Annotated in this window: 21 protein-coding genes; 9 read left to right on the plus strand and 12 right to left on the minus strand. The window is 65.7% G+C overall.

The window, feature by feature from the left end; genetic code table 11:
* The first annotated feature begins 564 nt into the window (after positions 1 to 564).
* The 3 genes from DRB17_RS17360 to DRB17_RS17370 are packed head-to-tail and all read left to right on the plus strand — an operon-like array spanning position 565 to position 5,427.
* On the plus strand, positions 565 to 2,031 hold the full coding sequence (locus DRB17_RS17360; RefSeq protein WP_114583499.1) for an NfeD family protein: 1,467 nt from the start codon (positions 565 to 567) through the stop codon (positions 2,029 to 2,031).
* Complete coding sequence (locus DRB17_RS17365; RefSeq protein WP_114583500.1) at positions 2,028 to 2,792, plus strand: slipin family protein; 765 nt, start codon at positions 2,028 to 2,030, stop codon at positions 2,790 to 2,792. Before DRB17_RS17360 ends, DRB17_RS17365 begins: the two co-directional genes overlap by 4 nt.
* Before the next feature lie 10 nt (positions 2,793 to 2,802).
* Positions 2,803 to 5,427: an AMP-binding protein gene (locus DRB17_RS17370; protein WP_114583501.1), complete on the plus strand. Its 2,625-nt coding sequence runs from the start codon at positions 2,803 to 2,805 to the stop codon at positions 5,425 to 5,427.
* On the opposite strand, the gene DRB17_RS17375 is transcribed toward DRB17_RS17370, so the two are convergent.
* Positions 5,424 to 5,993: a nicotinamidase gene (locus DRB17_RS17375; protein WP_114583502.1), complete on the minus strand. Its 570-nt coding sequence runs from the start codon at positions 5,991 to 5,993 to the stop codon at positions 5,424 to 5,426. The two genes, DRB17_RS17370 and DRB17_RS17375, sit on opposite strands and share 4 nt — an antisense overlap.
* Positions 5,994 to 6,131: 138 nt before the next feature.
* Here DRB17_RS17375 and DRB17_RS17380 point away from each other — a divergent pair, with 138 nt between their 5' ends.
* The gene (locus DRB17_RS17380) at positions 6,132 to 6,434 is read left to right on the plus strand and encodes a GYD domain-containing protein (RefSeq protein ID WP_114583503.1); all 303 of its coding nucleotides are present in this window, start codon (positions 6,132 to 6,134) and stop codon (positions 6,432 to 6,434) included.
* Positions 6,435 to 6,508: 74 nt separating this feature from the next.
* Here the strand turns inward: DRB17_RS17380 and DRB17_RS17385 are convergent, their stop codons facing one another.
* Genes DRB17_RS17385 through DRB17_RS17405 form a run of 5 tightly spaced genes read right to left on the minus strand, consistent with a single transcriptional unit; the run spans position 6,509 to position 11,154 of the window.
* Positions 6,509 to 7,477 carry a branched-chain amino acid ABC transporter permease gene (locus DRB17_RS17385; RefSeq protein WP_114583504.1) on the minus strand — a complete coding sequence of 323 codons (969 nt, stop codon included), beginning with the start codon at positions 7,475 to 7,477 and terminating at the stop codon, positions 6,509 to 6,511.
* Positions 7,474 to 8,364 (minus strand): branched-chain amino acid ABC transporter permease, encoded by an 891-nt coding sequence (locus tag DRB17_RS17390; protein WP_114583505.1) that lies wholly within the window; start codon positions 8,362 to 8,364, stop codon positions 7,474 to 7,476. Before DRB17_RS17390 ends, DRB17_RS17385 begins: the two co-directional genes overlap by 4 nt.
* A 57-nt stretch (positions 8,365 to 8,421) precedes the next feature.
* The gene (locus tag DRB17_RS17395) at positions 8,422 to 9,630 is read right to left on the minus strand and encodes an ABC transporter substrate-binding protein (RefSeq protein ID WP_164496356.1); all 1,209 of its coding nucleotides are present in this window, start codon (positions 9,628 to 9,630) and stop codon (positions 8,422 to 8,424) included.
* A gap of 53 nt (positions 9,631 to 9,683) precedes the next feature.
* On the minus strand, positions 9,684 to 10,406 hold the full coding sequence (locus tag DRB17_RS17400) for an ABC transporter ATP-binding protein (protein WP_114583506.1): 723 nt from the start codon (positions 10,404 to 10,406) through the stop codon (positions 9,684 to 9,686).
* The gene (locus tag DRB17_RS17405) at positions 10,399 to 11,154 is read right to left on the minus strand and encodes an ABC transporter ATP-binding protein (RefSeq protein WP_114583507.1); all 756 of its coding nucleotides are present in this window, start codon (positions 11,152 to 11,154) and stop codon (positions 10,399 to 10,401) included. The genes DRB17_RS17400 and DRB17_RS17405 overlap by 8 nt, the downstream gene beginning before the upstream one ends.
* A 264-nt stretch (positions 11,155 to 11,418) precedes the next feature.
* On the opposite strand from DRB17_RS17405, the gene DRB17_RS17410 reads away from it, so the two are divergent.
* A complete protein-coding gene (locus DRB17_RS17410) occupies positions 11,419 to 12,423 on the plus strand; it encodes a phosphotransferase family protein (RefSeq protein WP_193725747.1) in 1,005 nt (334 codons plus the stop codon).
* Positions 12,420 to 13,718: a phosphopyruvate hydratase gene (eno, locus tag DRB17_RS17415; RefSeq protein WP_114583508.1), complete on the plus strand. Its 1,299-nt coding sequence runs from the start codon at positions 12,420 to 12,422 to the stop codon at positions 13,716 to 13,718. The genes DRB17_RS17410 and eno overlap by 4 nt, the downstream gene beginning before the upstream one ends.
* Before the next feature lie 53 nt (positions 13,719 to 13,771).
* Here eno and DRB17_RS17420 read toward each other — a convergent pair whose 3' ends face one another.
* Positions 13,772 to 14,662 (minus strand): 2-hydroxy-3-oxopropionate reductase, encoded by an 891-nt coding sequence (locus tag DRB17_RS17420; RefSeq protein WP_114583509.1) that lies wholly within the window; start codon positions 14,660 to 14,662, stop codon positions 13,772 to 13,774.
* A 195-nt stretch (positions 14,663 to 14,857) separates the two neighbouring features.
* Between DRB17_RS17420 and DRB17_RS20270 the strand changes: the two genes are divergently transcribed.
* Positions 14,858 to 15,025 (plus strand): hypothetical protein, encoded by a 168-nt coding sequence (locus DRB17_RS20270; RefSeq protein WP_153242383.1) that lies wholly within the window; start codon positions 14,858 to 14,860, stop codon positions 15,023 to 15,025.
* 68 nt (positions 15,026 to 15,093) lie between these two features.
* On the opposite strand, the gene DRB17_RS17425 is transcribed toward DRB17_RS20270, so the two are convergent.
* From DRB17_RS17425 to DRB17_RS17445, 5 genes are all read right to left on the minus strand, one after another.
* Positions 15,094 to 16,440, minus strand: a complete 1,347-nt coding sequence (locus DRB17_RS17425) for an amidase (protein WP_241503882.1) — start codon at positions 16,438 to 16,440, stop codon at positions 15,094 to 15,096.
* A gap of 127 nt (positions 16,441 to 16,567) precedes the next feature.
* Entirely contained in the window at positions 16,568 to 17,887 is a 1,320-nt protein-coding gene (locus DRB17_RS17430) for a TRAP transporter large permease (protein WP_114583510.1), read from the minus strand.
* Complete coding sequence (locus DRB17_RS17435; RefSeq protein WP_114583511.1) at positions 17,884 to 18,504, minus strand: TRAP transporter small permease subunit; 621 nt, start codon at positions 18,502 to 18,504, stop codon at positions 17,884 to 17,886. Before DRB17_RS17435 ends, DRB17_RS17430 begins: the two co-directional genes overlap by 4 nt.
* Before the next feature lie 104 nt (positions 18,505 to 18,608).
* Positions 18,609 to 19,769 (minus strand): TRAP transporter substrate-binding protein, encoded by a 1,161-nt coding sequence (locus DRB17_RS17440; protein ID WP_114583512.1) that lies wholly within the window; start codon positions 19,767 to 19,769, stop codon positions 18,609 to 18,611.
* A 392-nt stretch (positions 19,770 to 20,161) separates the two neighbouring features.
* A complete protein-coding gene (locus DRB17_RS17445; protein WP_114583513.1) occupies positions 20,162 to 21,124 on the minus strand; it encodes a 2-hydroxyacid dehydrogenase in 963 nt (320 codons plus the stop codon).
* A 164-nt stretch (positions 21,125 to 21,288) separates the two neighbouring features.
* Between DRB17_RS17445 and DRB17_RS17450 the strand changes: the two genes are divergently transcribed.
* Positions 21,289 to 21,711: a GlcG/HbpS family heme-binding protein gene (locus DRB17_RS17450; RefSeq protein WP_114583514.1), complete on the plus strand. Its 423-nt coding sequence runs from the start codon at positions 21,289 to 21,291 to the stop codon at positions 21,709 to 21,711.
* Positions 21,712 to 21,921: 210 nt separating this feature from the next.
* Positions 21,922 to 22,578 carry a GTP cyclohydrolase I FolE gene (gene folE, locus DRB17_RS17455; protein WP_114583515.1) on the plus strand — a complete coding sequence of 219 codons (657 nt, stop codon included), beginning with the start codon at positions 21,922 to 21,924 and terminating at the stop codon, positions 22,576 to 22,578.
* Positions 22,579 to 22,580 lie beyond the last annotated feature (2 nt).

Consider the following 22,580-nt stretch of genomic DNA (forward strand, 5'->3'; position numbering starts at 1 on the left):
GGCTAAATCATTCATTTATTGTTAAGCATACATTCGCGGAAGGCACGCTGATCCCCGATGAGCATCCCGACCCCGCGATTGCGAAGCTCTGTCTTCACGATCCCCAGTGCCTTGCCCCGCCTCAGAGGCGGGGCAATTTTTTGAGGTGCCGTGGTGCAGTTTTCCGCGTATCGACAAAATGCCGCACCGCGCTACAACCATTTTGATCTAGCGTCGCTTTATTGGTTTGATGCATAGTCCACGTTCTCGGTAACGGCATCATCGGCTGGGGAGGCGACGATGATGGTAGACATACCGACGGATGAGAGCGGACGTGGTAGCCGCTTATACCTTCGCTCCACTCCAGGCCGGCTCGCAGCCCTGCGAGCCCTCCCCTGGCGCCAGGCTTGGCATCAAGTGCGCCGCGTGGCCCGGCAAGCGGTTCAGCAGCGCATGACGACGGAGATGGCCGACCTGGCTGTGCGTATCCGCAAGCTGCAAGAGTTCAATAACGACGCCGGGCAGATCGACGGCCGGCGCTAACTTCCCCTTTGCCGACGGGCGCCGGACGCTTACCTTGCAGGCATGAAGGCATGCCGCGAGCGTGACCGTGTCCGGCGTCCACCGGCCTTCGCCATCGCCCTGATCGCGATCGGCGTGGCCTTCCTGTTTTCCGGCCTCGGAACGCATGCCCAGGAAACAAGGGCGAAGGGCGCGCTTATAATAGTCCTGGAGGTCGACGGCCCTATCGGGCCGGCCACCGCAGGCTATTTGACCGACGGCATCGCGGAGGCCACCGACCGCGGCGCGGAACTGGTCGTCCTGCGCATGGACACGCCGGGCGGCCTCAGCGCCTCCATGCGCGAAATCATCCACGCGATCCTGCAATCCGAGGTTCCGATCGCCAGCTATGTCGCGCCGCAGGGCGCGCGGGCGGCCAGTGCCGGCACCTATATCCTCTACGCCAGCCACGTTGCCGCCATGGCGCCCGGCACGACGCTGGGCGCGGCAACGCCCGTGCAGCTTGGCGGCGCGCCAAGCCCGCTTCCCGGCGGCGAGGCGCCCAAGGACGGTGGGAATGACAAGGAAGCGGGCAGCGAAAGCCCGGCACCGAAGAACGCCAAGACCGCAAAGGCGGTAAACGACGCAGTCGCCTACATCCGGGCGCTGGCGCAACTGCGCGGCCGCAACGCGGATTGGGCGGAGAAGGCGGTGGAAGAGGCGGCGACGCTGACGAACACGGAAGCGGTGGCCAAGAACGTCGTGGACCTGGAGGCGGCGGGCGTCGCCGAGTTGATTGATAAGCTGGACGGCCGCGAAATCGCATTGCGGCAAGGCGGCACGACACTCGATCTCGCCGACGCGCGGATCGAGACGGCGCCGCCCGACTGGCGCGACGAACTGCTCTCCATCCTGACGAACCCGAACATCGCCTTCATCTTCATGATGCTGGGCGTCTATGGCCTGATCTTCGAACTGGCCAATCCCGGCGCGATCATTCCGGGCGTGCTGGGCGCGATCTTCCTGATGCTGGGGCTCTACGCCCTGAACGTGCTGCCCGTGAACTACGCAGGGCTTGGACTGGTGGTGCTGGGCATCGCCTTCATGACGGCGGAGGCCTTTGTGCCCTCGTTCGGCGCCCTGGGCCTGGGCGGACTTGCCGCCTTCGCGCTGGGCTCGACGATCCTGTTCGATACCGGCTCGCCCGCCTTCGCGCTGTCCTACTGGACTATCGGCTCGGTCACGGCGGTGACGGGCGCGATCCTGGTGCTGCTGATCGGCTATCTTGTCAGGGCGCAGCGCCGGCCGGTCACGACCGGCGAGCAGACGCACCTGGGCGACAAGGCACAGGTGGAAAGCTGGTCGCACGGACGCGGCCGGGTGCGTCTGCATGGAGAGCTGTGGAACGCCATCGGACCGCCGCGCCTGCACAAGGGACAGACCGTGCGCGTGCAAACGATCGACGGGCTGGAACTCACCGTCGCGCCCGACGACAGCCCGCCGCAATCCGATCCCGAAGGACGAGACAAAACGGCAGGAGAACGCCGATGATCATCAACGCCATCATCGCCGCGGCCATCGCCGCCCTCGTCATCGCCTTCCTCGCCTCGGCCATCAACATCCTGCGCGAGTACGAACGCGGCGTGGTCTTCACGCTCGGCCGCTTCACCGGGGTCAAGGGGCCGGGCTTCCTGATCCTGATCCCGGTGGTGCAGCAGATGGTCCGCGTCGATATCCGCACCATCACGCAGGATGTGCCCAGCCAGGACGTGATCAGCCAGGACAACGTCTCGGTCAAGGTGAACGCGGTCATCTACTTCCGTGTGGTCAATGCCGAGTACGCGATCAACCAAGTGGAGGACTTCCAGCGGGCCACCAGCGAGTTGGCGCAGACCACGCTGAGATCGGTGCTGGGCAAGCACGACCTGGACGAGATGCTTTCGCAGCGGGACAAGCTGAACCGCGACATCCAGGAGATCCTGGATTCACAGACCGACAAGTGGGGGATCAAGGTCGCCAACGTCGAGATCAAGCACGTGGACATCGACGAATCGATGGTCCGCGCCATCGCTAAGCAGGCCGAGGCCGAGCGCGTGCGACGGGCCAAGATCATCAATGCGGAGGGCGAGCAGCAGGCCGCGCAAAAGCTGGTCGAAGCCGCGCAGGTCCTGGGCCAGGAACCGCAGGCGATGCAGCTCCGCTATCTGGCCTCGCTGCAGGACATCGCCGGCGACAAGAGCAGCACCATCGTCTTCCCCTTCCCCATCGACGTGCTGAAGGGGCTGGTCGCGAAGACACAGGCGGAAGGCTGACGCCGTGCGAATGCCGGCCGCCGCGACGCTGATCGACCCGCTGGGCGCCCTGGAGGACGGGGGCGACCGTCCCGCCATCCGCGCTTTCCGCCAGGACGGCACGGTCGAAACCATAAGCTTTCGCGATCTGGCGCAACAGGCCCGGCGAGTTGCCGGGGGCTTGCGGGCATCGGGGCTGGAGCCGGGTGAGTTCGTCGGCATCTACGCCCCCAACTCGCCGGCGTGGATCGCTGCCCGCGTGGGCCTGCTGCTGGCGGGCGGCGTGGCGGTGTCGCTGGACAGCGACCTGAGTATCGAGCAACTTCGCCAGCAGCTTGCCGACAGCGGCGCGCGGCGGATCTTCACGGCTGGCGACCACCTGGACACGCTGAAGGAAGCAGGCGGCGGGGAGCTGGAGACTTGGCTGCTCGACGCGGGCGAGGACGACCCACGATCTCTCGCACGGCTGCTTGATGAGCCTCTGGCCGAGTCGCCGAAGGTGGCGGCGGACGAGGTGGCGACGCTGTTCTACACCTCCGGCACCACGGGGCAGCCCAAGGGTGTGCCGCTGACGCATCGCAACATCGTCGGCAATATCGAGGCCATCCTGGCACACAATCTGGTAAAGGCAGCCGACAGCGTGCTGCTGCCGCTGCCTCTGCACCATTCCTATCCCTTCATCGTCGGCATGCTGATCCCGCTGATCGTCGGCGCCACCATCGTGCTGCCGGCCGGGGTCAGCGGGCCCGAGATCCGCCGCGCGCTTGCCGAGGGGGATGTGGCGGTGGTCGTCGGCGTACCGCGCCTCTACGACGCCCTGGCCAGCGGCCTGACACAGCGGCTGCGCACCGGCGGCGGTGTGGAAAAGGCGATGTACTGGCTGTTGCGGCTGTCCGGGCTGCTGCGCCGGCGCTTCGGGGTGCGCTGGGGCCGCACGCTGTTGAAGCCGCTGCACAAGCGTGTGGCGCCGAAGCTGCGCCTGCTGGCCTCCGGCGGCGCCAAGCTTGAGGCGGAAACGTCGTGGACGCTGGAAGCCTTCGGCTGGATGGTGCTTTCCGGCTATGGACTGGTGGAGACCGCGTCGATCTCCACCTTCAATCCGCCGGGCCGCGCGCGCCTCGGCAGTGCCGGCCTGCCCGCGCCCGGCGTCGAGCTGCGCATCGCCGAGCCGAACGCGCAGGGCCATGGCGAGGTGCAGATCAAGGGCCCGAACGTGTTCCAGGGCTATCGCCACAATCCGGAAGCCAACGCGGAAGCCTTCACCGAGGACGGCTGGTTCCGCAGCGGCGACCTCGGCTGGCGCGACGAAGAGGGCTACCTCTGGCTCGCCGGGCGGGTGAAGGAGATGATCGTCCTGCCCGACGGCAAGAACATCGCGCCCGAGGAGGTCGAGGCGGTCTATGCCGAGAGCCCGTACATCCGCGAAATCGCCGTGCTGGAGCATGGCGGCCAGCTTGTCGGGCTGGTCGTGCCCGACCTGGAGGCGCTGCGCGGCGCGGGCGGGCGCATCGAGGACCTGATCCGCATCGCACTGGCCGAGAACGGCCCGCGCCTGCCGGCCTACAAGCGGTTGGGCGACTGGGCGATCACGCGCGAGCGGCTGCCGCGCACGCATCTGGGCAAGTTCCAGCGCCACAAGCTGCCGCCGATCTACGAGCGGGCGGAGCGCGGCCAGGGGCCGGGCGAGGCCGTCTGGTCGGATGCCGACAACGAGCTGCTGCGCGAGCCGCGGGTGCGGCGGGTGTTCGACTGGCTGCAGGCCAAGTTCCCCGACCGCAAGCTGTCGCCGGACACCAGCCCGCAGCTCGACCTCGGCATCGATTCGCTGGCCTGGGTGCAGCTTGGCCTGGAGATCGAGGAGCAATTCGCCGTCGCGCTGTCGGAGGAAGCGATCGGCCGCACGCTGACGGTGCGCGACCTGTTGCGCGAGGTCGAGGCCGCGCCTGCCGCGGAAGCGGGAGCCGACAAGCAACGGGCATTGATCGCCGAGGCGGAGCGCTGGCTGCGGCCGCGCGGCGCGCTGCTGTCGGCCGGCGCGGCAACCCTGCACGTCCTGCTGAAGATGCTGTGCAAGCTGCTGTTCCGCCTGCGGGTGGAGGGTGGCGAGGCGCTGCCGGGGCGCGGGCCGATCATCATCGCGCCAAACCACGTCAGCGACATTGACCCCTTCGTGCTGGCCGCCGCCCTACCCGGGCGGGTGCGCGGAGAGCTGACGTGGGGCGCCGACCGGGACAGGCTGTTCGGGAACCCGGCCGGCCGTCTGCTGGCGAGACTTGGCCACCTGTTCCCGGTGGACGACCGCGCGCCGGCGGCCAGTCTCGCCGTGGCGGCGGAAGTGCTGTCGCGCGGGCGTATCCTGATCTGGTTCCCCGAGGAATGGCGCTCTCCCGACGGCGGGTTGCAGCGCTTCCTGCCCGGCATCGGCCGCATCCTCAACCAAACGCATGCCCGCGTCGTGCCGTGCTACATTGCCGGCGCGTTCGAGGCGATGCCCCGTCAGGCGCGGCTGCCGAGGCCGCATCCAGTGACCGTGCATTTCGGTCCCGCGGTGACCTACGACGAACTGAAAGCCGCCGCCGGCAGCGACGACGACAAGGCGCTGGCCGCCGCGCTGCGGGACAGAGTGGCTCTCCTGCAAAGCCGGGAAGAGCGCTAAACCAGCGAGACGCCGGCCTCCTTCAACTCGTCCTCGGTGGAGCGCTTGCTCTCGTCGGTGATCGCGCGCGTGGCGTCGAGGACGACGTGGACGTCAAAGCCCTGCTTGCGCGCGTCCAGCGCGGTGGCGCGCACGCAGACGTCCTCGGCAAGACCGCCGATCCAGACACGCCCGATACCCTTGCGCTTCAACTCCTCGGCGAAACCGGTCTGGTCGAAGGCGCTGTACTGGTCCTGGTCGAAGCGCGTGCCCTTGGTTACCACGATCACATCGTCCGGCAGCTTCAGATCGCGGTGAAAGGCAGCGCCTTCGGTATCCTGCACGCAATGCACCGGCCAGGGTCCGCCCTGGCTTTCGAAGCTGATGTGATCGCGGGGGTGCCAGTCGCGCGACGCGTAGACCTGGGCACCCGCTTCCCGCGCCGCTGCAACCCAGTCGTTGAGGACCGGCACGACCTCGTCGCCGCGCGGTACGGGCAACGCGCCATCCGGGCAGAAGTCGTTCTGGACGTCGACGACGAGCAGCGCGTCGCCCTGCGTCAGTTCCTTTCGCGGGTCGGCACTCATGGCTTCAACCACTCCCACGGTTCATTCGATCCTGTCTTCGATGTAGGTCGCCCGACGGCGGCAATGCAAGCATCGGCAACGTCCACGCCCCAATAGACGTTAGGCGGTGTGAGACAGGGATGAACCCGGGAGAGCGAAATGGAAACATTCGTCATGGCGACGCGGATCGATCCGCAGACACTCAGCTCGCCGCATGCGCTTGAAGATCTCGAAAAGCAGGCGCAGACACGAATCGAGAAGGACTGTCCGAAGGTCGAGTGGGTGCAGAACCTGGCCGTCTGCGGCCCTTACGACTACATCGATATTTTCCTCGCGCCGGACCTGCAGACCGCGCAGATGGTCTCGATGATCGTCCGCAGCTTCGGCCGCGCCCACACGGAACTGTGGCCGGCGACCGAGTGGAAACACTTCAAGCAGGCGATCGACCGGACCTCGACATAGGGCGTGCCTCGACGTAGGGCCTGGACGTAGTAATGGCGGGCGCCACCGGCCGACGGTCGTTGTAGCCCCCGCTCTTACCGTCCGCGAAGGATGCGCGCCAGTTCGCCCACAACGCCGCGGCGGAATGTCAGGACGCAGATCACGAAAATCGCGCCCATGATCACCGTCACCCATGAACCGACGGTCGCCAGATAGTTCTGCAGGGAGATCACCACACCCGCGCCCACGATAGGGCCCAGAATCGTGCCCATGCCGCCCAGAAGGGTCATCAGCACGACTTCGCCCGACATGGTCCAGTGGACGTCGGTAAGCGTGGCCGCCTGAAACACGATCGACTTGGTGGCGCCCGCAAGGCCGGAAAGCCCGGCAGACAGCGTGAAAGCGGCGATCTTGAAGTGGTTCACGCGGTAGCCGAGCGATATCACCCGGTTCTCGTTCTCGCGAATCGCCTTCAGCACCTGCCCGAAGGGCGAATGGATGGTGCGATAGACGATGAAGAAGCCGATGGCGAAGACGGCAACCACGAAATAGTAGATGTTCAGCGTCTCGCCCAGGTCGACCAGCCCCAGGAACGCGCCGCGCGGGATGCCCTGAATCCCGTCCTCGCCGTGCGTGAACGGCGCCTGGACCGAGAAAAAATAGACCATTTGGGCCAGCGCCAGGGTGATCATGGCGAAATAGATGCCCTGCCGCCGGATCGCCAGTGCACCGAAGGCGAACCCGAGCGCGGCGGCGACAAGCGCGCCGGCGATGATGCCAAGCTCCGGCGTCAGTCCCCAGACTTTTACCGTATGCCCGGTGATGTAGGCCGCCATACCGAAGAATGAGGCGTGCCCGAAGGACAGCAACCCGACATAGCCCAGCATCAGGTTGAAGGCGCAGGCGAACAGCGCGAAGCACAGCAGCTTCATCAGGAAGATCGGATAGATCCCCAGGAACGGCGCGGCCAGCACGAACAGGGCCACCGCGCCCGTCAGCACGTAGCCCGCCTGGGGGCTTCCCAGGATCGCCCTGGTCTCGGTTCTCGCGTTCAGCGTTGTCATGCCCTTGGCCTACCGAAGAGCCCGTGCGGGCGCAGCGCCAGCACGATGGCCATGATGAGGAATACGACAGTCGCGGATGCTTCCGGATAGAAAGTCTTCGTCAGCCCCTCGACGACACCGATCCCCAGGCCCGTCACGATGGAGCCCAGGATCGAGCCGAGGCCGCCGATCACCACGATGGCGAACACCACGATGATAAGATCCTGCCCCATCAAGGGGTTGACCTGATAGATGGGCGCGGCCAGCACGCCGGCGAAGCCCGCAAGCGCCACCGCGAAACCGTAGGCCAGCGTCATCAAGAGCGGCACGTTGATGCCGAAGGCGCGCACCAGTTCCTGATTTTCTACGGCGGCGCGCAGATACGCCCCGAAGCGCGTGCGCTCCACCAGGAACCATGTGCCGAAGCACACGATGATCGAGGCGACGACCACCCATCCCCGGTAGGTCGGCAGGAACATGAAGCCCAGGTTCTGCCCGCCCTGCAGGGCCGATGGAATGGGATAAGGCTGCCCCGACACGCCATAGGCATTGCGGAACAGGCCCTCGATGATCAAGGCGAGGCCGAAGGTCAAAAGCAGGCCGTAGAGGTGATCGAGCTTGTAGAGCCGGCTCAGCATCGTCTTCTCGAGGACGATGCCGAACGCGCCGACCACCAGGGGGGCCAGGATCAACGCGGGCCAGTACCCGATGCCCAGGTAGTTGAGCAGGAACCACGCCACGAACGCCCCCGTCATGTAGAGCGCCCCGTGGGCGAAGTTGATCACGTTGAGCATGCCGAAAATGACGGCAAGCCCAAGGCTCAACAAGGCATAGAAGGACCCGTTGATCAGTCCCAGCAGAAGCTGGCCGAACAGGACCGGGGCGGGAACCCCAAGCAGTTCTGTCATCGCCGTCCTGGCTCCCCGATGGTCGGCGGCTCGATCAGGCCTTTGGCGGTGTCCGCCCTAGTTCACAAGCGGGCACCGGCTCTCGGAAAGCGGCTGGTACGCGGCATCGCCCGGAATGGTGCGAAGCACGTTGTAGTAGTCCCACTTGCCCGAGGATTCCGACGGATCCTTGACCTCGACGAGGTACATATCGTGCACCATGCGGCCATCCGCGCGGATCTCGGCGTCCTGCGCGAAGAAATCGTTGACCGGCATCTTCTTCATCTGGTCCACGGCCGCCTTGCCGCCGTCATCGTTGGTCTCGGCAACCGCCTTCAGGTAGTGCATGACCGACGAGTACACGCCCGCGTGGACCATGGTCGGCCGCTGGCCATTCATCCGCTCCGAGAAGCGATCGGCGAAGGCGCGGGTATCGTCGTTCTGATCCCAATAGAAGCCGGTGGTCAGCTTCAGGCCCTTGGCCACATCCAGGCCCAGCGAGTCGACGTCGGTGATGAACATCAGCAGCGCGGCAAGCGACTGGCCGCCCTGGACGATGCCGAACTCGTTGGCCTGCTTGATGGCGTTGGTGGTGTCGGAGCCGGCGTTGGCCAGGCCGATCACCTTCGCGCCGGAACCCTGTGCCTGCAGCAGGTAGGACGAGAAGTCCGAGCTGGACAGCGGATGCCGGACAGCACCCAGGACCTCGCCACCGTTCTCCTTGATCACGTTGGAGGTGTCCTCCTCCAGCGAATGACCGAAGGCGTAGTCGGCGGTAATGAAGAACCAGGAATCGCCACCTTCCTCGACGATCGCCTTACCGGTGCCGATCGCCAGGGAATAGGTGTCATAGGTGTAATGCACGCCGGTGGCCGCGCAATCCTCGTTGGTAAGGCGCGTCGTCGCCGCGCCGTTGACGAGGAACGCCGTGTCCTTCTCGCTGGTGACCTGCTGCACCGCCAGCGCCACCGAGGAAGTCGGCACATCGACCACGACATCGACGCCTTCCACGTCGATCCACTCGCGCACGATGTTGGAGCCGACGTCCGGCTTGTTCTGGTGGTCGGCGGACAGGATCTCGATCGCCTTGCCGTTGACCGTCCCGCCGAAGTCCTCCACGGCCATCCTCGCCGCCTCGACCGAGCCGGGGCCCGCCAGATCGGTGTAAAGCCCGGACTGGTCGTTCAGCACGCCGATCTTCACGACATCATCGGAGAGTTCCGCCTGCGCCGCGCCCGCGGCCAGACTGAACGCGGCCGCGCACGCGGCCATCTTGCCCAGTTTCATCAAGGCTCCTCCCTCAGACATGAACCGATACTCCCTGTGCCACCCGGACGAGGCTACACGCCCAGGTATTCATGCAGCTTGCCCATGTTCTCCTGCAGCCGTTCGTTCGGGATCTCGTCCACGACACGACCGTGCTCGACCACATAGTGCCGGTCGGCAAGCGTTGATGCGAAATGAAAGTTTTGCTCGACGAGCAGGATCGTGAAACCCTTGGCCTTGAGCTTGCGGATCACTTCGCCGATCTGCTGCACGATGACCGGGGCAAGCCCCTCCGTCGGCTCGTCCAGCAACAGCAGCTTGGCGCCCGTGCGCAGGATGCGGCCGATGGCCAGCATTTGCTGTTCGCCGCCGGACAGCTGCGTGCCCGAGCTGCGCAGCCGCTCCTTCAGGTTCGGGAAAAGCTGGAAGATCTCCTGAACGCTCATGCCCCCGGACTGCACCGTGGGCGGCAGCATCAAGTTCTCCTCCACATCCAGGCTGGCGAAGATGCCGCGCTCTTCCGGGCAATAGGCTATACCGCGCCGGGCGATCCGATCCGGGCTGAGGCGGATCAGTTCTGTCCCGTCCAGCGTGATCGAACCCTGACGCTGCTCGACCATGCCCATGATCGACTTCAGTGTCGTCGTCTTGCCCGCGCCGTTGCGCCCCAGCAGCGTCACGACCTCGCCGGCGTCAATCTCGAACTCGCTGCCATGCAGGATATGCGATTCGCCATAGAAGGCATGCAGGTCTTTCACCCGCAGAAGCGCCTCGCCGCCGCCCGCCGCCTCAGGCATGCCCGGTCCCCATGTAGGCCTCGCGCACCTCGCTGTTGTTGGACACGTCCTCGTAGCTGCCTTCGGCCAGGATCTCGCCGCGCTGCAGGACGGTGATGGTGTCCGAAAGGTCGGCGACGACATTCAGGTTGTGCTCGACCATCAGCACGGTGCGGTCCTTGGAAACGCGACGGATCAGGTCCGACACCCGCGAGATATCCTCGTGGCCCATGCCGGCCATCGGCTCATCCAGCAGCATAAGCTCCGGATCCAGCGCCAGCGTCGTCGCGATCTCGAGCGCCCGCTTGCGGCCATAGGGCAACTCGACCGCGGGTTCCGTTTCGACATCCGACAGGCCGACGGCGGCGATCAGTTCCCGCGCCTTGTCGTTCAGGTTGTCCAGGACGGTGTGCGGCCGCCAGAAATGGAATGACACGCCGGTCGGCCGCTGCAGGGCGATCCGCACGTTCTCCAGCACGGAAAGATGCGGGAACACGGCCGAAATCTGGAACGACCGCACCATGCCCCGGCGCGCGATATCGGCCGGATTCGCCTTCGTGATGTCGTCCCCGTTATAGAGAATCTGCCCGGCGCTGGGATCGAGGAACTTGGTGATCAGGTTGAACACCGTCGTCTTGCCCGCGCCATTCGGGCCGATGAGAGCGTGAATCGTCCCGCGCCGCACCCGAAGAGACACATCGCGGACCGCGACGAACCCCTTGAAATGCTTGGTCAGACCCGTTGTTTCGACGATATATTCCTGCGCCATCCCCACCGCGATTTCGTCCGCCCGTCCCTGTTCAGCCCGCCTTATCTCGCTTTTTTGATGGCGAAGCCCGCGCTTCCCCATTCGGCGGCATTGCCCCGCTGTCCGGGCCTCCTGCCCGCCGCGGTTCGGTCAAGCTACAGGCAGGACCGATGTAATGCAAATTTGATGTTCATCATGGTGCGTACTTTGCATTTCGAAAGTGGCTGCCGCGGCCGCTCTGTGCCAAGCTGCCCCGCCCATGTCGGAAACGGCGGCAATATGAGAATGACGGAGGAAACGGCCACGGTCGTCGCCGAACTGGTACGTCTGGGCCTTGTCGGCAGCGGCGTCACGCCCCGGCTGACCCCGCTGACCGGCGGGGTCGCCTCGGATATCTGGAAGGTGGAGACGCCGGAGCGATGCTTCTGCGTGAAGCGCGCCCTGGCAAAGCTGCGCGTCGCCGCCGACTGGCGCGCGCCGGTGGAGCGCAATGCCTACGAAGTCGCCTGGTTCGAGACCGCCGGCCGGATCGTGCCGGACGCCGTGCCGCGCCTGCTGGGCCACGCACCGCGGGCGGGCCTGTTCGCGATGAGCTATCTCGACCCCGCCGAATACCGGCTTTGGAAGGCGGAACTACTGGCGGGACGCGCCAAGCCCGATGATGCCGCCGCGGTCGGCGATCGCCTTGTGCGAATCCACGCGGACACCGCCGACGACAGCGGAGTCGCCCGGCGCTTCGACAGCGACGCGATCTTTCACGCAATCCGTCTGGAGCCGTACCTGGAGGCCACGGCCAGGGCACACCCGGACGTCGCGGGCGCGCTTATGGAACTGAGCCGCGCGACCGCACGGACCAGGCGTTGTCTCGTGCATGGCGATGTCAGCCCGAAGAACATCCAGATCGGCCCCAAAGGGCCGGTTTTCCTCGACGCCGAGTGCGCGTGGTTCGGCGATCCGGCCTTCGACCTAGCGTTCTGCCTGAACCACCTGCTGCTCAAGGCCCTGGCGGTGCCCGCCGCCCGACAGGCACTTTCCGACAGCTTCACGGCGCTGGCCACGACCTACCTGGGCGGAGTCACCTGGGAACCATCGGCGGCGATGGAGGCGCGCACCGCCCGGCTGTTGCCCGGCTTGTTCCTGGCCAGGGTCGACGGCAAGTCGCCGGTCGAGTATCTGACGGACGAGGCCGACAAGAGCCGGGTCCGCCGCACCGCCCGCGCCCTCCTGCGGCGGCCGGCGACAAGACTGGCGGACATCCTGGAAACCTGGCACGCGGAGTTGAAGGCATGAGATCGACGGCAATCGCACGCGTCATCGGGCGCCGCGTCTGGGATTCGCGCGCCCGCCCCACCGTCGAGGCGGACGTCGTGCTCGCCGGCGGCGCCCAGGGCCGCGCCATTGCCCCGGCCGGCGCTTCGACCGGCAGCGGCGAGGCTGTCGATCTGCGCGACGGCGGGCCGGAATTCGGCGGCCTTGACGTCAGTCGGGCCGTGGCGGGCGTCAACGACGAGATCGCGGAGGGGCTGCACGGCCTTGACGCCACCGACCAGGGCGCCGTCGACGCCGCGTTGCGGGACCTGGACGGCACGCCGGACAAAAGCCGGCTAGGCGGCAACGCGCTGATCGCGGTTTCGATGGCCAGCGCCAAGGCTGCCGCCGCGGCGCGGGAGCAGCCGCTATGGGCCTGTCTGGCCGGCAGCAGTGGCAAGGACTTACGGCTGCCGCTGCCCGAGATCCAACTTTTCGGCGGCGGCGCGCACGCCGGTCACCGCATCGACTTGCAGGACATCATGGTAACGGCCATCGGCGCGAGGGACTATGTCGAGGCGCTCGACTGGACGGCCGAGGTCTATGCCGCCGCCGGCGCCCTCTTGGACGCGCGCGGGCAACTCTTCGGCCTGGCGGACGAGGGCGGCTACTGGCCGGCGTTCGACAGCAATGAAGCCGCCCTTGGCGCCGCCGTCGAATCCATCGAGCGTGCCGGCCTCACGCCCGGCCAGGACATGGCGCTGTCGCTTGATATCGCCGCCTCGCAGTTCGGCACGCACGGCCGCTATCGGCTGGCGGCCGACGGGCGCTCGCTGGACAGCGACGGTCTGGGCGAGTTGCTGGAGGACTGGCTGCGGCGCTATCCGATCGTCTCGATCGAGGATCCCTTCGCGGAGGACGACCCCGAAGGTTTCAGGCGCTTCACCGCCGCGGTCGGCCAGCGCGTGCAGATCGTGGGCGATGATTTCCTGGTGACCGACGCCCGGCGAATCCGTGAGGCCGCAGCAAAGAGTGCGGCCAACGCCGTCCTTATCAAGCCGAACCAGGCCGGCACGCTGAGCGAGGCCAGGGAAGCCCTGGACGCCGCGCGCGAGTCCGGCTTCGCCGCCATCGTCTCCGCCCGTTCCGGCGAAAGCGAGGACGTCACCGTCACCCACCTCGCCGTCGGCTGGCAGGTTCCGCAGCTCAAGGTCGGCTCCTTCGCGCGGGGCGAACGGACGGCAAAATGGAACGAGGGAATCCGCATCGCCGAGGCGCTTGGCGGAAGAGGTGAGCTTCACGCCATCGAAGACCTTGGCGCGGTTCCCATCCGCTGACGTTCCAGTCTGTCCCTCGCCCTATCGGATAGGAGCCGACCCCGAAGCCGCGGTCAGTCCTCCTTAACCTTGTGCTGCGCCATGTGCTCCAGCGCCTTGACCAGCCCCGAATGGTCCCAGGCCTGGCCGCCCAGGGCCTTGCAGACGTTGAACAGTTCCTGCGCCGTCGCGGTGTTTGGGATGCTGACGCCCAGCTCCTTCGCGGATTGCAGGGCGAGGTTCAGGTCCTTCTGGTGCAGTTCGATCCGGAAGCCCGGGTCGAAGGTGCGGTCGATCATCCGCTGGCCGTGCATTTCCAGGATCTTGGACTGCGCCAGGCCGCCCAGCAGCGCCTCGCGCACCTTGGAAGGGTCAGCCCCGGCCTTTGAAGCGAAGACAAGCGCCTCACCCACCGCTTCGATGGTCAACGCGACAACGATCTGATTCGCCACCTTGCAGGTCTGGCCGTCGCCGTTCTCGGTGCCGACCAGGGTGATGGTCTTCCCCATGATCTCGAACAGCGGCTTGGCGCGGTCGAAGGCTTCCTGGGGACCGCCCACCATGATCGTGAGCGCGGCGTTCTTCGCCCCGGCCTCGCCGCCGGAAACGGGCGCGTCGAGGTACTGACAGCCCTTCTCGTTCACCCGCCGGGCGAAGTCCTTGGTGGCGGTGGGCGAGATCGACGACATGTCGATCAGCAGCTTGCCCTCGCTCAGTCCCTCATAGGCGCCGTCCGGGCCGAACAGCGCGGCCTCGACGTCCGGGGTGTCGGGGACCATGATGATGACGACGTCGGACTTCTCCGCCACTTCCTTGTTGGAGGCGCACTCGCTCGCGCCCTTGTCGCGGATATCCTGCGGGATCGGGGAGCGATGCTTGACGACGAAGAGCTCGTGGCCGGCATCGGCAAGGTGGCCCGCCATGGGCCGCCCCATAATGCCGAGGCCGATGAATCCGATCTTCATGACGGTTTTCCCTCCATGCTTCGTTGGCGCTCTCGCACCGCCGCACGGCGCGAATGTAGCGTTACAGTTGCGCCCGGCGACCGGGAATGCTTCAATCCACCCACCCAACGGCGGCGCAACCGCGACGCCGCAACGACAATCCCGCCCCGCGGCGAACGCCGGGCGCAAAGGCAATCAATCTGGGGGACGAGGTCGATGTCGCGAATCTTGGCCATGATCGCCGGGATCATTTCCTTACTGGTGGCCCTTTGGTTCCTGGGCTGGCTGATGATTTCGCTCAACCAAGCACCCCTTTGGATCATCATCGTCGCCACAATGGGCATGATGATCTACGACTTCTACCAAAGCCTGGGTGAGCATTAGTTTCACCACCGACCGGCAAGCAAGGCGCGGCACGGCCCCGCGCCTTCCAAGCCTCTTCAGGCTATCCGTCAGGCCGCGCCGTTTACCTTCCCGATCAGCCAGTTGGCCGTGCGCATCAGGCGCGCGTCGTCGCCGTGCGCGGCGACCAGTTGCACCCCGATGGGCAGGCCGTTCGACCCCGTAAACAGCGGGATGCTGACCGCCGGCATGCCGGTATAGGTCCAGATCGTGCAGAACGTCGGGTTCCCCGTTGCATCCAGGCCGTGGGGCGCTTCGCCGGGGGTCGCCGGTGTCACAATCGCATCGAAATCGCTGAATATGCCATCCGCGACGTTGTTCAGGATGCGCGCGCCGTCGATTGCGCGGGCGTAATCGACCGCGCGCTCCTGCTGGCCGCGTTCGATCATCTCCACCAGTTTCGCGGAGAGCTGGTCACGGCCGCGCTCGTACTCGCGGGCGAAGTTGCGGGCAAGATCCGATTCCATGACGACGCGGTGCATCTCGTGCACCGAATTGAAGGACTGGGGCAGTTCGAGCTCGTTGACATCGTCCCCCAAAACCTCGACCAACTCGGCAAAGGCGGCCTGCGTATCCGCGTCGGCCTGGTCCCAGACCGGAGTCTTGCAGAACGCCAGCATCGGTGGGACCGGCGGCGTATCCACCGCCGCCTGGCGCAGGGCCGGTCGCGCCCGCATACGCATCGCACCGTCCTCGGCGTCGTAAGCCATGAGGGATTCCGCCATCAGCGCGGCGTCCTCCAGCGTACCCGCGAAAACACCGGGATGATCGAGCGACGGCGACTGCATCAGGCAACCTCGGCGAGAGATCGAGCCGAAGCTGGGCTTGTACCCGAACACGCCGCAGAACGAGGCCGGGCGGATGACCGATCCGTTCGTCTGCGTGCCCAGGGCGAGCGGCACCATGCCCGCCGCCACGGCGGCGGCCGAGCCGCTTGAGGAGCCGCCGGGCGTGTGCGCCGGATTGTGCGGATTTCGCGTCTTGCCGGGATGATAGACCGCAAGCTCGGTCGTCACCGTCTTGCCCAGGATGATCGCGCCGGCCTCGCGCAGGCGTTCGACCGCCGCGGCATCCTTGCGCGGCTGCCGGTCCTTGTGCAGCGGCGTCCCGTTCTGCGTGGGCATGTCGAAGGTGTCGAAGATGTCCTTGATACCAACCGGCACGCCATGGAGCGACCCCAACGGCGCGCCGCGCTTACGGGCACGGTCGGCGATCTCCGCCTGCTTGCGGGCGTGGTCGCGGGCGATCACTTCCCAGGCCTGCACACGCTCCTCGTCGGCGTCGATCCGGGCAAGGCACGCTTCGACCACCTCGGCGGCGGTGATTTCGCCCTCGCGGATGCGCCGCACCATTTCCGTCGCGGTCAAAGCCGGCGTTTCGTTTGCGACGTCGGACACGATCTCCGTCTCCTTGTCTTTACTTGATCAGGGACGCGAAAAGCCCGGCAACGCAGCAGCAATGCCACGCGGCCGAGACTACGCGCAGCGCGGCCGCCGGTGGCTTACCGGCAGCCGCGCGTTACCGCTATCTGTACATCGTGTTCGGCAGCCAGAGGGCGACCTCCGGGAACACGTAGAGCACAACCATCGCCAGTATGACGATAGCCACGAACGGCAGGACGCCGCGGAAGATGCTCATCAATTCCACGTGGGGCGGCGCCACGCCCTTGAGGTAGTACGCGGACATCGCCATTGGCGGTGTCAGGAACGAGGTCTGCAGGTTCAACGCCACCAGCATGCCAAAGAACAGCGGATCGACGTTGAACGGCTCCAGGAGCGGCAGGAAGATCGGCACGAAGATAATGATGATCTCCGTCCACTCCAGCGGCCATCCCAGCAGGAAGATGATGAGCTGCGCCAGGATCAGAAACTCGATCCGTCCAAGATTGGCGTCGAGGATCAACTGTTCGATCAGGTCGTGGCCGCCCAGATAGGAGAAGATCGAGGCGAAGGTCCACGAACCGATGAACATATAACAGACCATCGCCGATGTCCGTGCTGTCAAAAACACGGATTCGCGCAATCGATCCCATGACAATGCGCGGTAAATCGCTGCCAGGACAATACCGCCCAGACTGCCGACGGCCGCTGCCTCGGTCGGTGTCGCCAGGCCGAGCAGGATGGCGCCCAACACGCACAGGATGAGGACCGCCAGCGGGAAGAACGAGGTCATCAGCAAGAGCATGACCTCGCCCATGGGCCTGTCGAGTTCCTCCTTCGGCGGCGGCGGCGCAAGTCTCGGATTTATCATGGCGCGGCCGATGACGTAGACGATGTACATTCCCGCCAGCATCATGCCTGGGAAGAGAGCCCCGGCGTACAGCTTAACCACCGACACGCCGGCCGTCGCCGCGTACACGATCAGCATGATCGATGGCGGAATCAGGATGCCAAGGCAGCCGCCCGCGCATATGACCCCGGACGCGAAGCGCTGGTCGTAGCCCGCCTTCAGCATGGTCGGGAAGGCCAGCAGGCCCATCAGCGTCACCACTGCGCCGATGATGCCGGTGGCCGTGGCGAAAACCGCGCAGGTGATGAGCGCGGCCACGGCCATTGATGCCGGTATGTTGCGCGCGGCGACCTGGATCGAGAAGAACAGGCGGTCGATGATGTTCGCGCGCTCGATCACATAGCCCATGAACAGGAAGAGCGGCACGGCGGTCAGCACATCGTTCGCCATGACGTCGAAGGTGTTCTGCACCAGAAGGTCGAACACCCGGTCGCCCATCGCGTAATAGCCGAAGCCCAGACCCATCGCCAGCAGCGTGAACGCGATAGGATAGCCGAGGAGGATCGTAAAGATGAAGATCCCCATCATCAGGATTCCGACCTGGGGATCGGTCATCGCTTGGCTCCCTCTTGTCCCTGAGTGATGTCCGGCGTCGTTTCACCGTGCTTCCGACGCTCTTCTTCCTGATGCAATATGGCCGTTTCCAATTCCTCCACGTCCTGCATACGCTCCGGCCAGTAGCCGTCCCGCAGACACCTGACACAACGCGATGCCTCGGCAATGCCCTGCAGGAACAGGATGAGCCCGGCGATCGGGACCAGTGTCTTCAGCGGGTAAATCGGTACACCCATCGGGCTGAAGATCGATTTCTCCCAGTAACCCCAGGATTCCTGGGCGTACAGGTAGCCCTGGTACATCATCGCCCCCACAGCCGGAAGCAGGAAGAGGATGTGCAGGATCAGGTCGATCGCTGCCTGTACGCGCTGCGGCATCAGGCGGTACACCACGTCGCCGCGGACGTGCCCGTCGCGCGACAAGGTGTACGGCCCTGCCATCAGGAACAGCGCCCCGTACATGATATAACTCATGTCGTACGCCCACCCGGTGGGCGCGTTCAGCAGATAGCGGACGAAGACCTCGTAGGAACCGCCCAGCGTCAGAATCAGGATGCACCAAGCAAAGGCCTTGCCCGTGAACATGCTGAGCCGATCGATGAAGTAGAACAAGGACATGCGATCCGTACCTTGACCAGGTTTACGGACTATTCACACAGGTGGGGCGGCGCCGGCAGTGCGCCGCCCCGTCCCGTGCGACAAACGACGGGATGTCCCGGAATCTAGGACGGAAGCTTCCCGAAGTAGTGCTCCCAGGCCAGGACGTAGTCCGGCTGGTCGCTGTGCAGGTAGTAACCGACACGCTCGGCATACGCCCTCTGCGAGTCGGTGACCTTCTTGAAGAAGGCGTCCTTGTTGAGCTCCTCCAGGACAGAATCCCAGGCCTGAAGCTGCGCTTCGAGAATCGACGTATCGGTGCGGTGCACCTTCACGCCGCCCTCGTCCTGCAGCCACTGCAGATCCTTGGAGTAGCGGTCCAGACCCTTCCAGTAGTTGTCCGACGACGCGGCCTTCGCGGCGTGGTTCAGGATCGCCTTGTGCTCGTCCGGCAGGCTGTCGAAGAGGTCCTTGTTGAAGATGACCTCGAAGAACTCCATGGCCTGGTGATAGCTGCCGAGATAGTAGTGCTCGGCAACGTCGTGGGCACCGAACGCGCGGTCGGAGGTCGGGTTGTTGTACTCGAACGCCTCGATGACGCCGCGCTCCAGGGCCGGCACGATCTCGCCGCCCGGAAGCTGGGTCACCCGCACGCCCATGGCCTGCATCACGTCCGTGGCGAGGCCGACGGTGCGGTACTTGAGCCCGTCCATGTCGGAGGCGGTGTTGACCTCCTTGTTGAACCAGCCCAGCGGCTGCGCCGGCATCGGCATGCAGAAAAAGCCGACGACGTTCAGGCCGAGAATGTCCTGGACAAGCTCGTTATAGAGTTCCTGGCCGCCGCCGTACCAGATCCACCCCAGCCCCATGTGCGCGTCCCAGCCGTACACCGGGGCGGTGCCGAACAGCGAGGCTGCCTTGTTCTTGCCGTACCAGTACGCGGCGACGAGGTGGCCCGCGTCGAGCACGCCCTTGTCGACGGCGTCCTGCACGCGGAACGCCTTCACCACGGACCCGGAGGTCAGGTAGTCGATCTTGAGACGGCCGCCGCCCATCTCGTTGACCATCTTGGCGTAATCCTCGGCGTACTCGTTGAAGATGTCGCCGGAGCCCCACGCCCCCTGCATCTTGATGGTCGTCGTCTGCGCCCGCGAAATCTGCGGCGCGGCGACCGCCGCGGTGGCGCCCGCCGTGGCCGCCGCCGCCCCGGTGAGGAACTTACGGCGCGAGGCGCCGCCCGTCTCCACGGTTTCGGCCGCGGTATCCTTGGCCTTGTCGTTGCTCATGATATTGACCTCCCTATCAGGACTTCTGGTCCCAGACGAAAGGGCCCCGTCTCGCGCGGGCCCCGGCCCCATCGTCGTTGCCGGATTGTGAAAATCTCAACGTGGGCCTTCGTTCGTTGTAGCTCGGTGAAACGTCCAGCCGAGGTGGTTGCGACTGTTCATTTCACGGTCGGAAGCGTGAGCGAGATTACCGGTAGGACCACCTCCGCACAAGTCCCCGCGGCGAGCGCGTATCGCCCCGGAACTCGCGCCAGCGACGTATTCCGGTAGCTCTGGAATACCGGTGAACAGACCTACCCATCCCCAAAGTGTTGTTTTTGTCCGTTATTTTTCCCGTTCGATGGTAGCGAGCACGAAGGCGGCACTCAAGCGCCGACTTGCGCGCCGAGGTTTCAGGCGACCCGGTCGCCCGGCCCGCGCCCGGCGAAAAACGCGTCCATGTTGTCGATCGCGCGGTTGCCCATGGCGATTCGCGTCTCCTTCGTGGCGCTGCCGATATGAGGCAGCAGGAACACGTTCTCCAATTCCCGGTAGCGCGGGTCCCCGCCCGGCTCGCCATTGAACACGTCGAGGCCGGCCGCCGCCAGCTTGCCGGACTTCAGCGCCGCGATCAGCGCGTCATCGTCAACCAGGGCGCCGCGCGCGGTATTCACGACGATGGCGCCGTCCGGGAGCCTGGCGAGGCGCTCGGCATTCAGAAGACCCGTCGTCTCGGGCGTCGCGGGGGCGTGCAGCGACAGGAATTCGCTGTAGCCCAGCATCTCGTCCAGATCGGCGTGGTAGATCGCACCCTGCTCGGCCTCCGCTGATACCCGGCTGCGGTTGTGATAGCGCACGGTCATGTCGAATCCACGGAACCGCCTGGCCGCGACCTGCCCCACGCGACCCATGCCGACGATGCCGACGGTCTTTCCGGTCACCTGCGTTCCCACCATGAAGGCCGGGCTCCAGTCCTTCCAGCCGCCGCTGCGTACCAGACGCTCCCCCTCGCTGGCCCGCCGGGCGGCGCCCAGGGTCAGCAGCAAGGCGATCTCGGCCGTGGCGTCGGAGAGAACGTCCGGTGTGTTGGTCACCACGATCCCCCTCTTCGCCGCCGCTTCCAGATCCACGTGATCCACGCCGACGGAAAAGTTGGCGATGATCCGCACGCTCTCCGGCAGTTCGGCGATCACATCGGCGGTGAACTTCTCGGTGTGGCACGGCACGATCGCGGCCATACCTTCGGCCTTGCGCAGCAGCTCGTCCCTGTCGAAAACGTGATCGTCCATATTGAACACAGGCTCGTAGTCGCGGCTGAGTCGTTCGTGCACGGCATCCGGCAGGCGGCGGGTCACCAGGACCTTGGGCTTGCTCATGACGGTGTTTCCCTGTCGATGGTCGCTATGCGGAAGGCGAATCCTTCGTTCCACGTGCTGTGTAACATACGCCGGCGCGCGCGATCAGGCCCCCGGCAGTGGCCAGGCCGTCTGGCTTCGGGGTAGGTTCGCCGGCCGCGCAGGACGATGAAGGGGGATATTCGATGCTGTCGATACCACGGCTTTCGCTGGCGGACGCACGCCGGCTCATCGAAGGCGCCGCTGGAAAGGCGCGCGATATCGGCGTACCGATGTGCATCGCCGTCACCGACGAGAGCGGCAACCTGATCGCCTTCGAGCGTATGGACGGCGCCAAGATCCTCAGCGTCACGCTGGCGCAGAACAAGGCGATGACGGCCGCGATCGCGCGCAAGCCGACCGCCGACTACAACGCCAACTGCATTCCCGGCAACCTGACCTTCGGCATCCACACCGCGCTGGAAGGGCGCTTCTCGGTCATGGGCGGCGGCCTGCCCGTGTTCGAGGGCGAGCAGGTCGTCGGCGCCATCGGCCTTTCCTCGGGCACGCCGGAGCAGGACATCGCCTGCGCCGAGGCCGGCCTCGCGCACTACCGCAACGGCGGTTGACCGATTCGCACATCACGAGAGTCTTGATTTGGATTTGCGACTTGAAATACGCATCCGTGCCAGATAGTCCGCCTGTCGCTGCATCCAATCGGCCGTTCGCACAGTAAATACCTGCGTGAGTGCACTTTCCGCCGGATTCACCGACACGTTCCGGCGGCGGCCGCGATCACGTTCGACACGATTGACGGGGAAGGGAAGGAAAACCGATCCATGGCTCCCTTGGACGCATATGCCGAGTCGACGGCCCCCGATTCGTCGCTTGCACCCGATTCGCCGCTGGACACCTCCGACCGCCCCGGCCGCCGCGAGGCGGAGCACGCCATACGCACGCTGATCGCCTATATCGGCGAGGATCCGGCGCGCGAGGGCCTGATGGACACGCCGGCGCGGGTGGTTCGGTCCTACGACGAATACTTCGGCGGCTACAATGAGGATCCGGCGGCCATCCTCGAACGGACCTTCGAGGAGATCGATGGCTACGACGAGATGGTCGTGCTGCGGGATATCGAGTTCGTCAGCCATTGCGAGCACCACATGGTGCCGATCATCGGCCGGGCGCATGTCGGGTACCTGCCACGCCGGCGGGTCGTGGGCATCAGCAAGCTGGCCCGAGTCGTCGAGATCTTCGCCCGGCGCCTGCAGATCCAGGAACGCCTGACCGCCCAGATCGCCAACACCCTTTCCGACGTGCTGGAGCCCTTTGGCGTCGGCGTGGTGCTCGAAAGCGAGCATCAATGCATGACCACCCGCGGCATCCAGAAGCCGGGCACCAGCATGGTGACCAGCCGGATGATCGGGTCGTTCCGCGAAGACCGCGCCACGCGGCAGGAGTTCGAGGCCATGATCGGCCTGCACCGCCGGCGCTGACC

The sequence above is a fragment of the Ferruginivarius sediminum genome (assembly GCF_003344765.1).
Classification (GTDB): domain Bacteria; phylum Pseudomonadota; class Alphaproteobacteria; order Kiloniellales; family Rhodovibrionaceae; genus Ferruginivarius; species Ferruginivarius sediminum.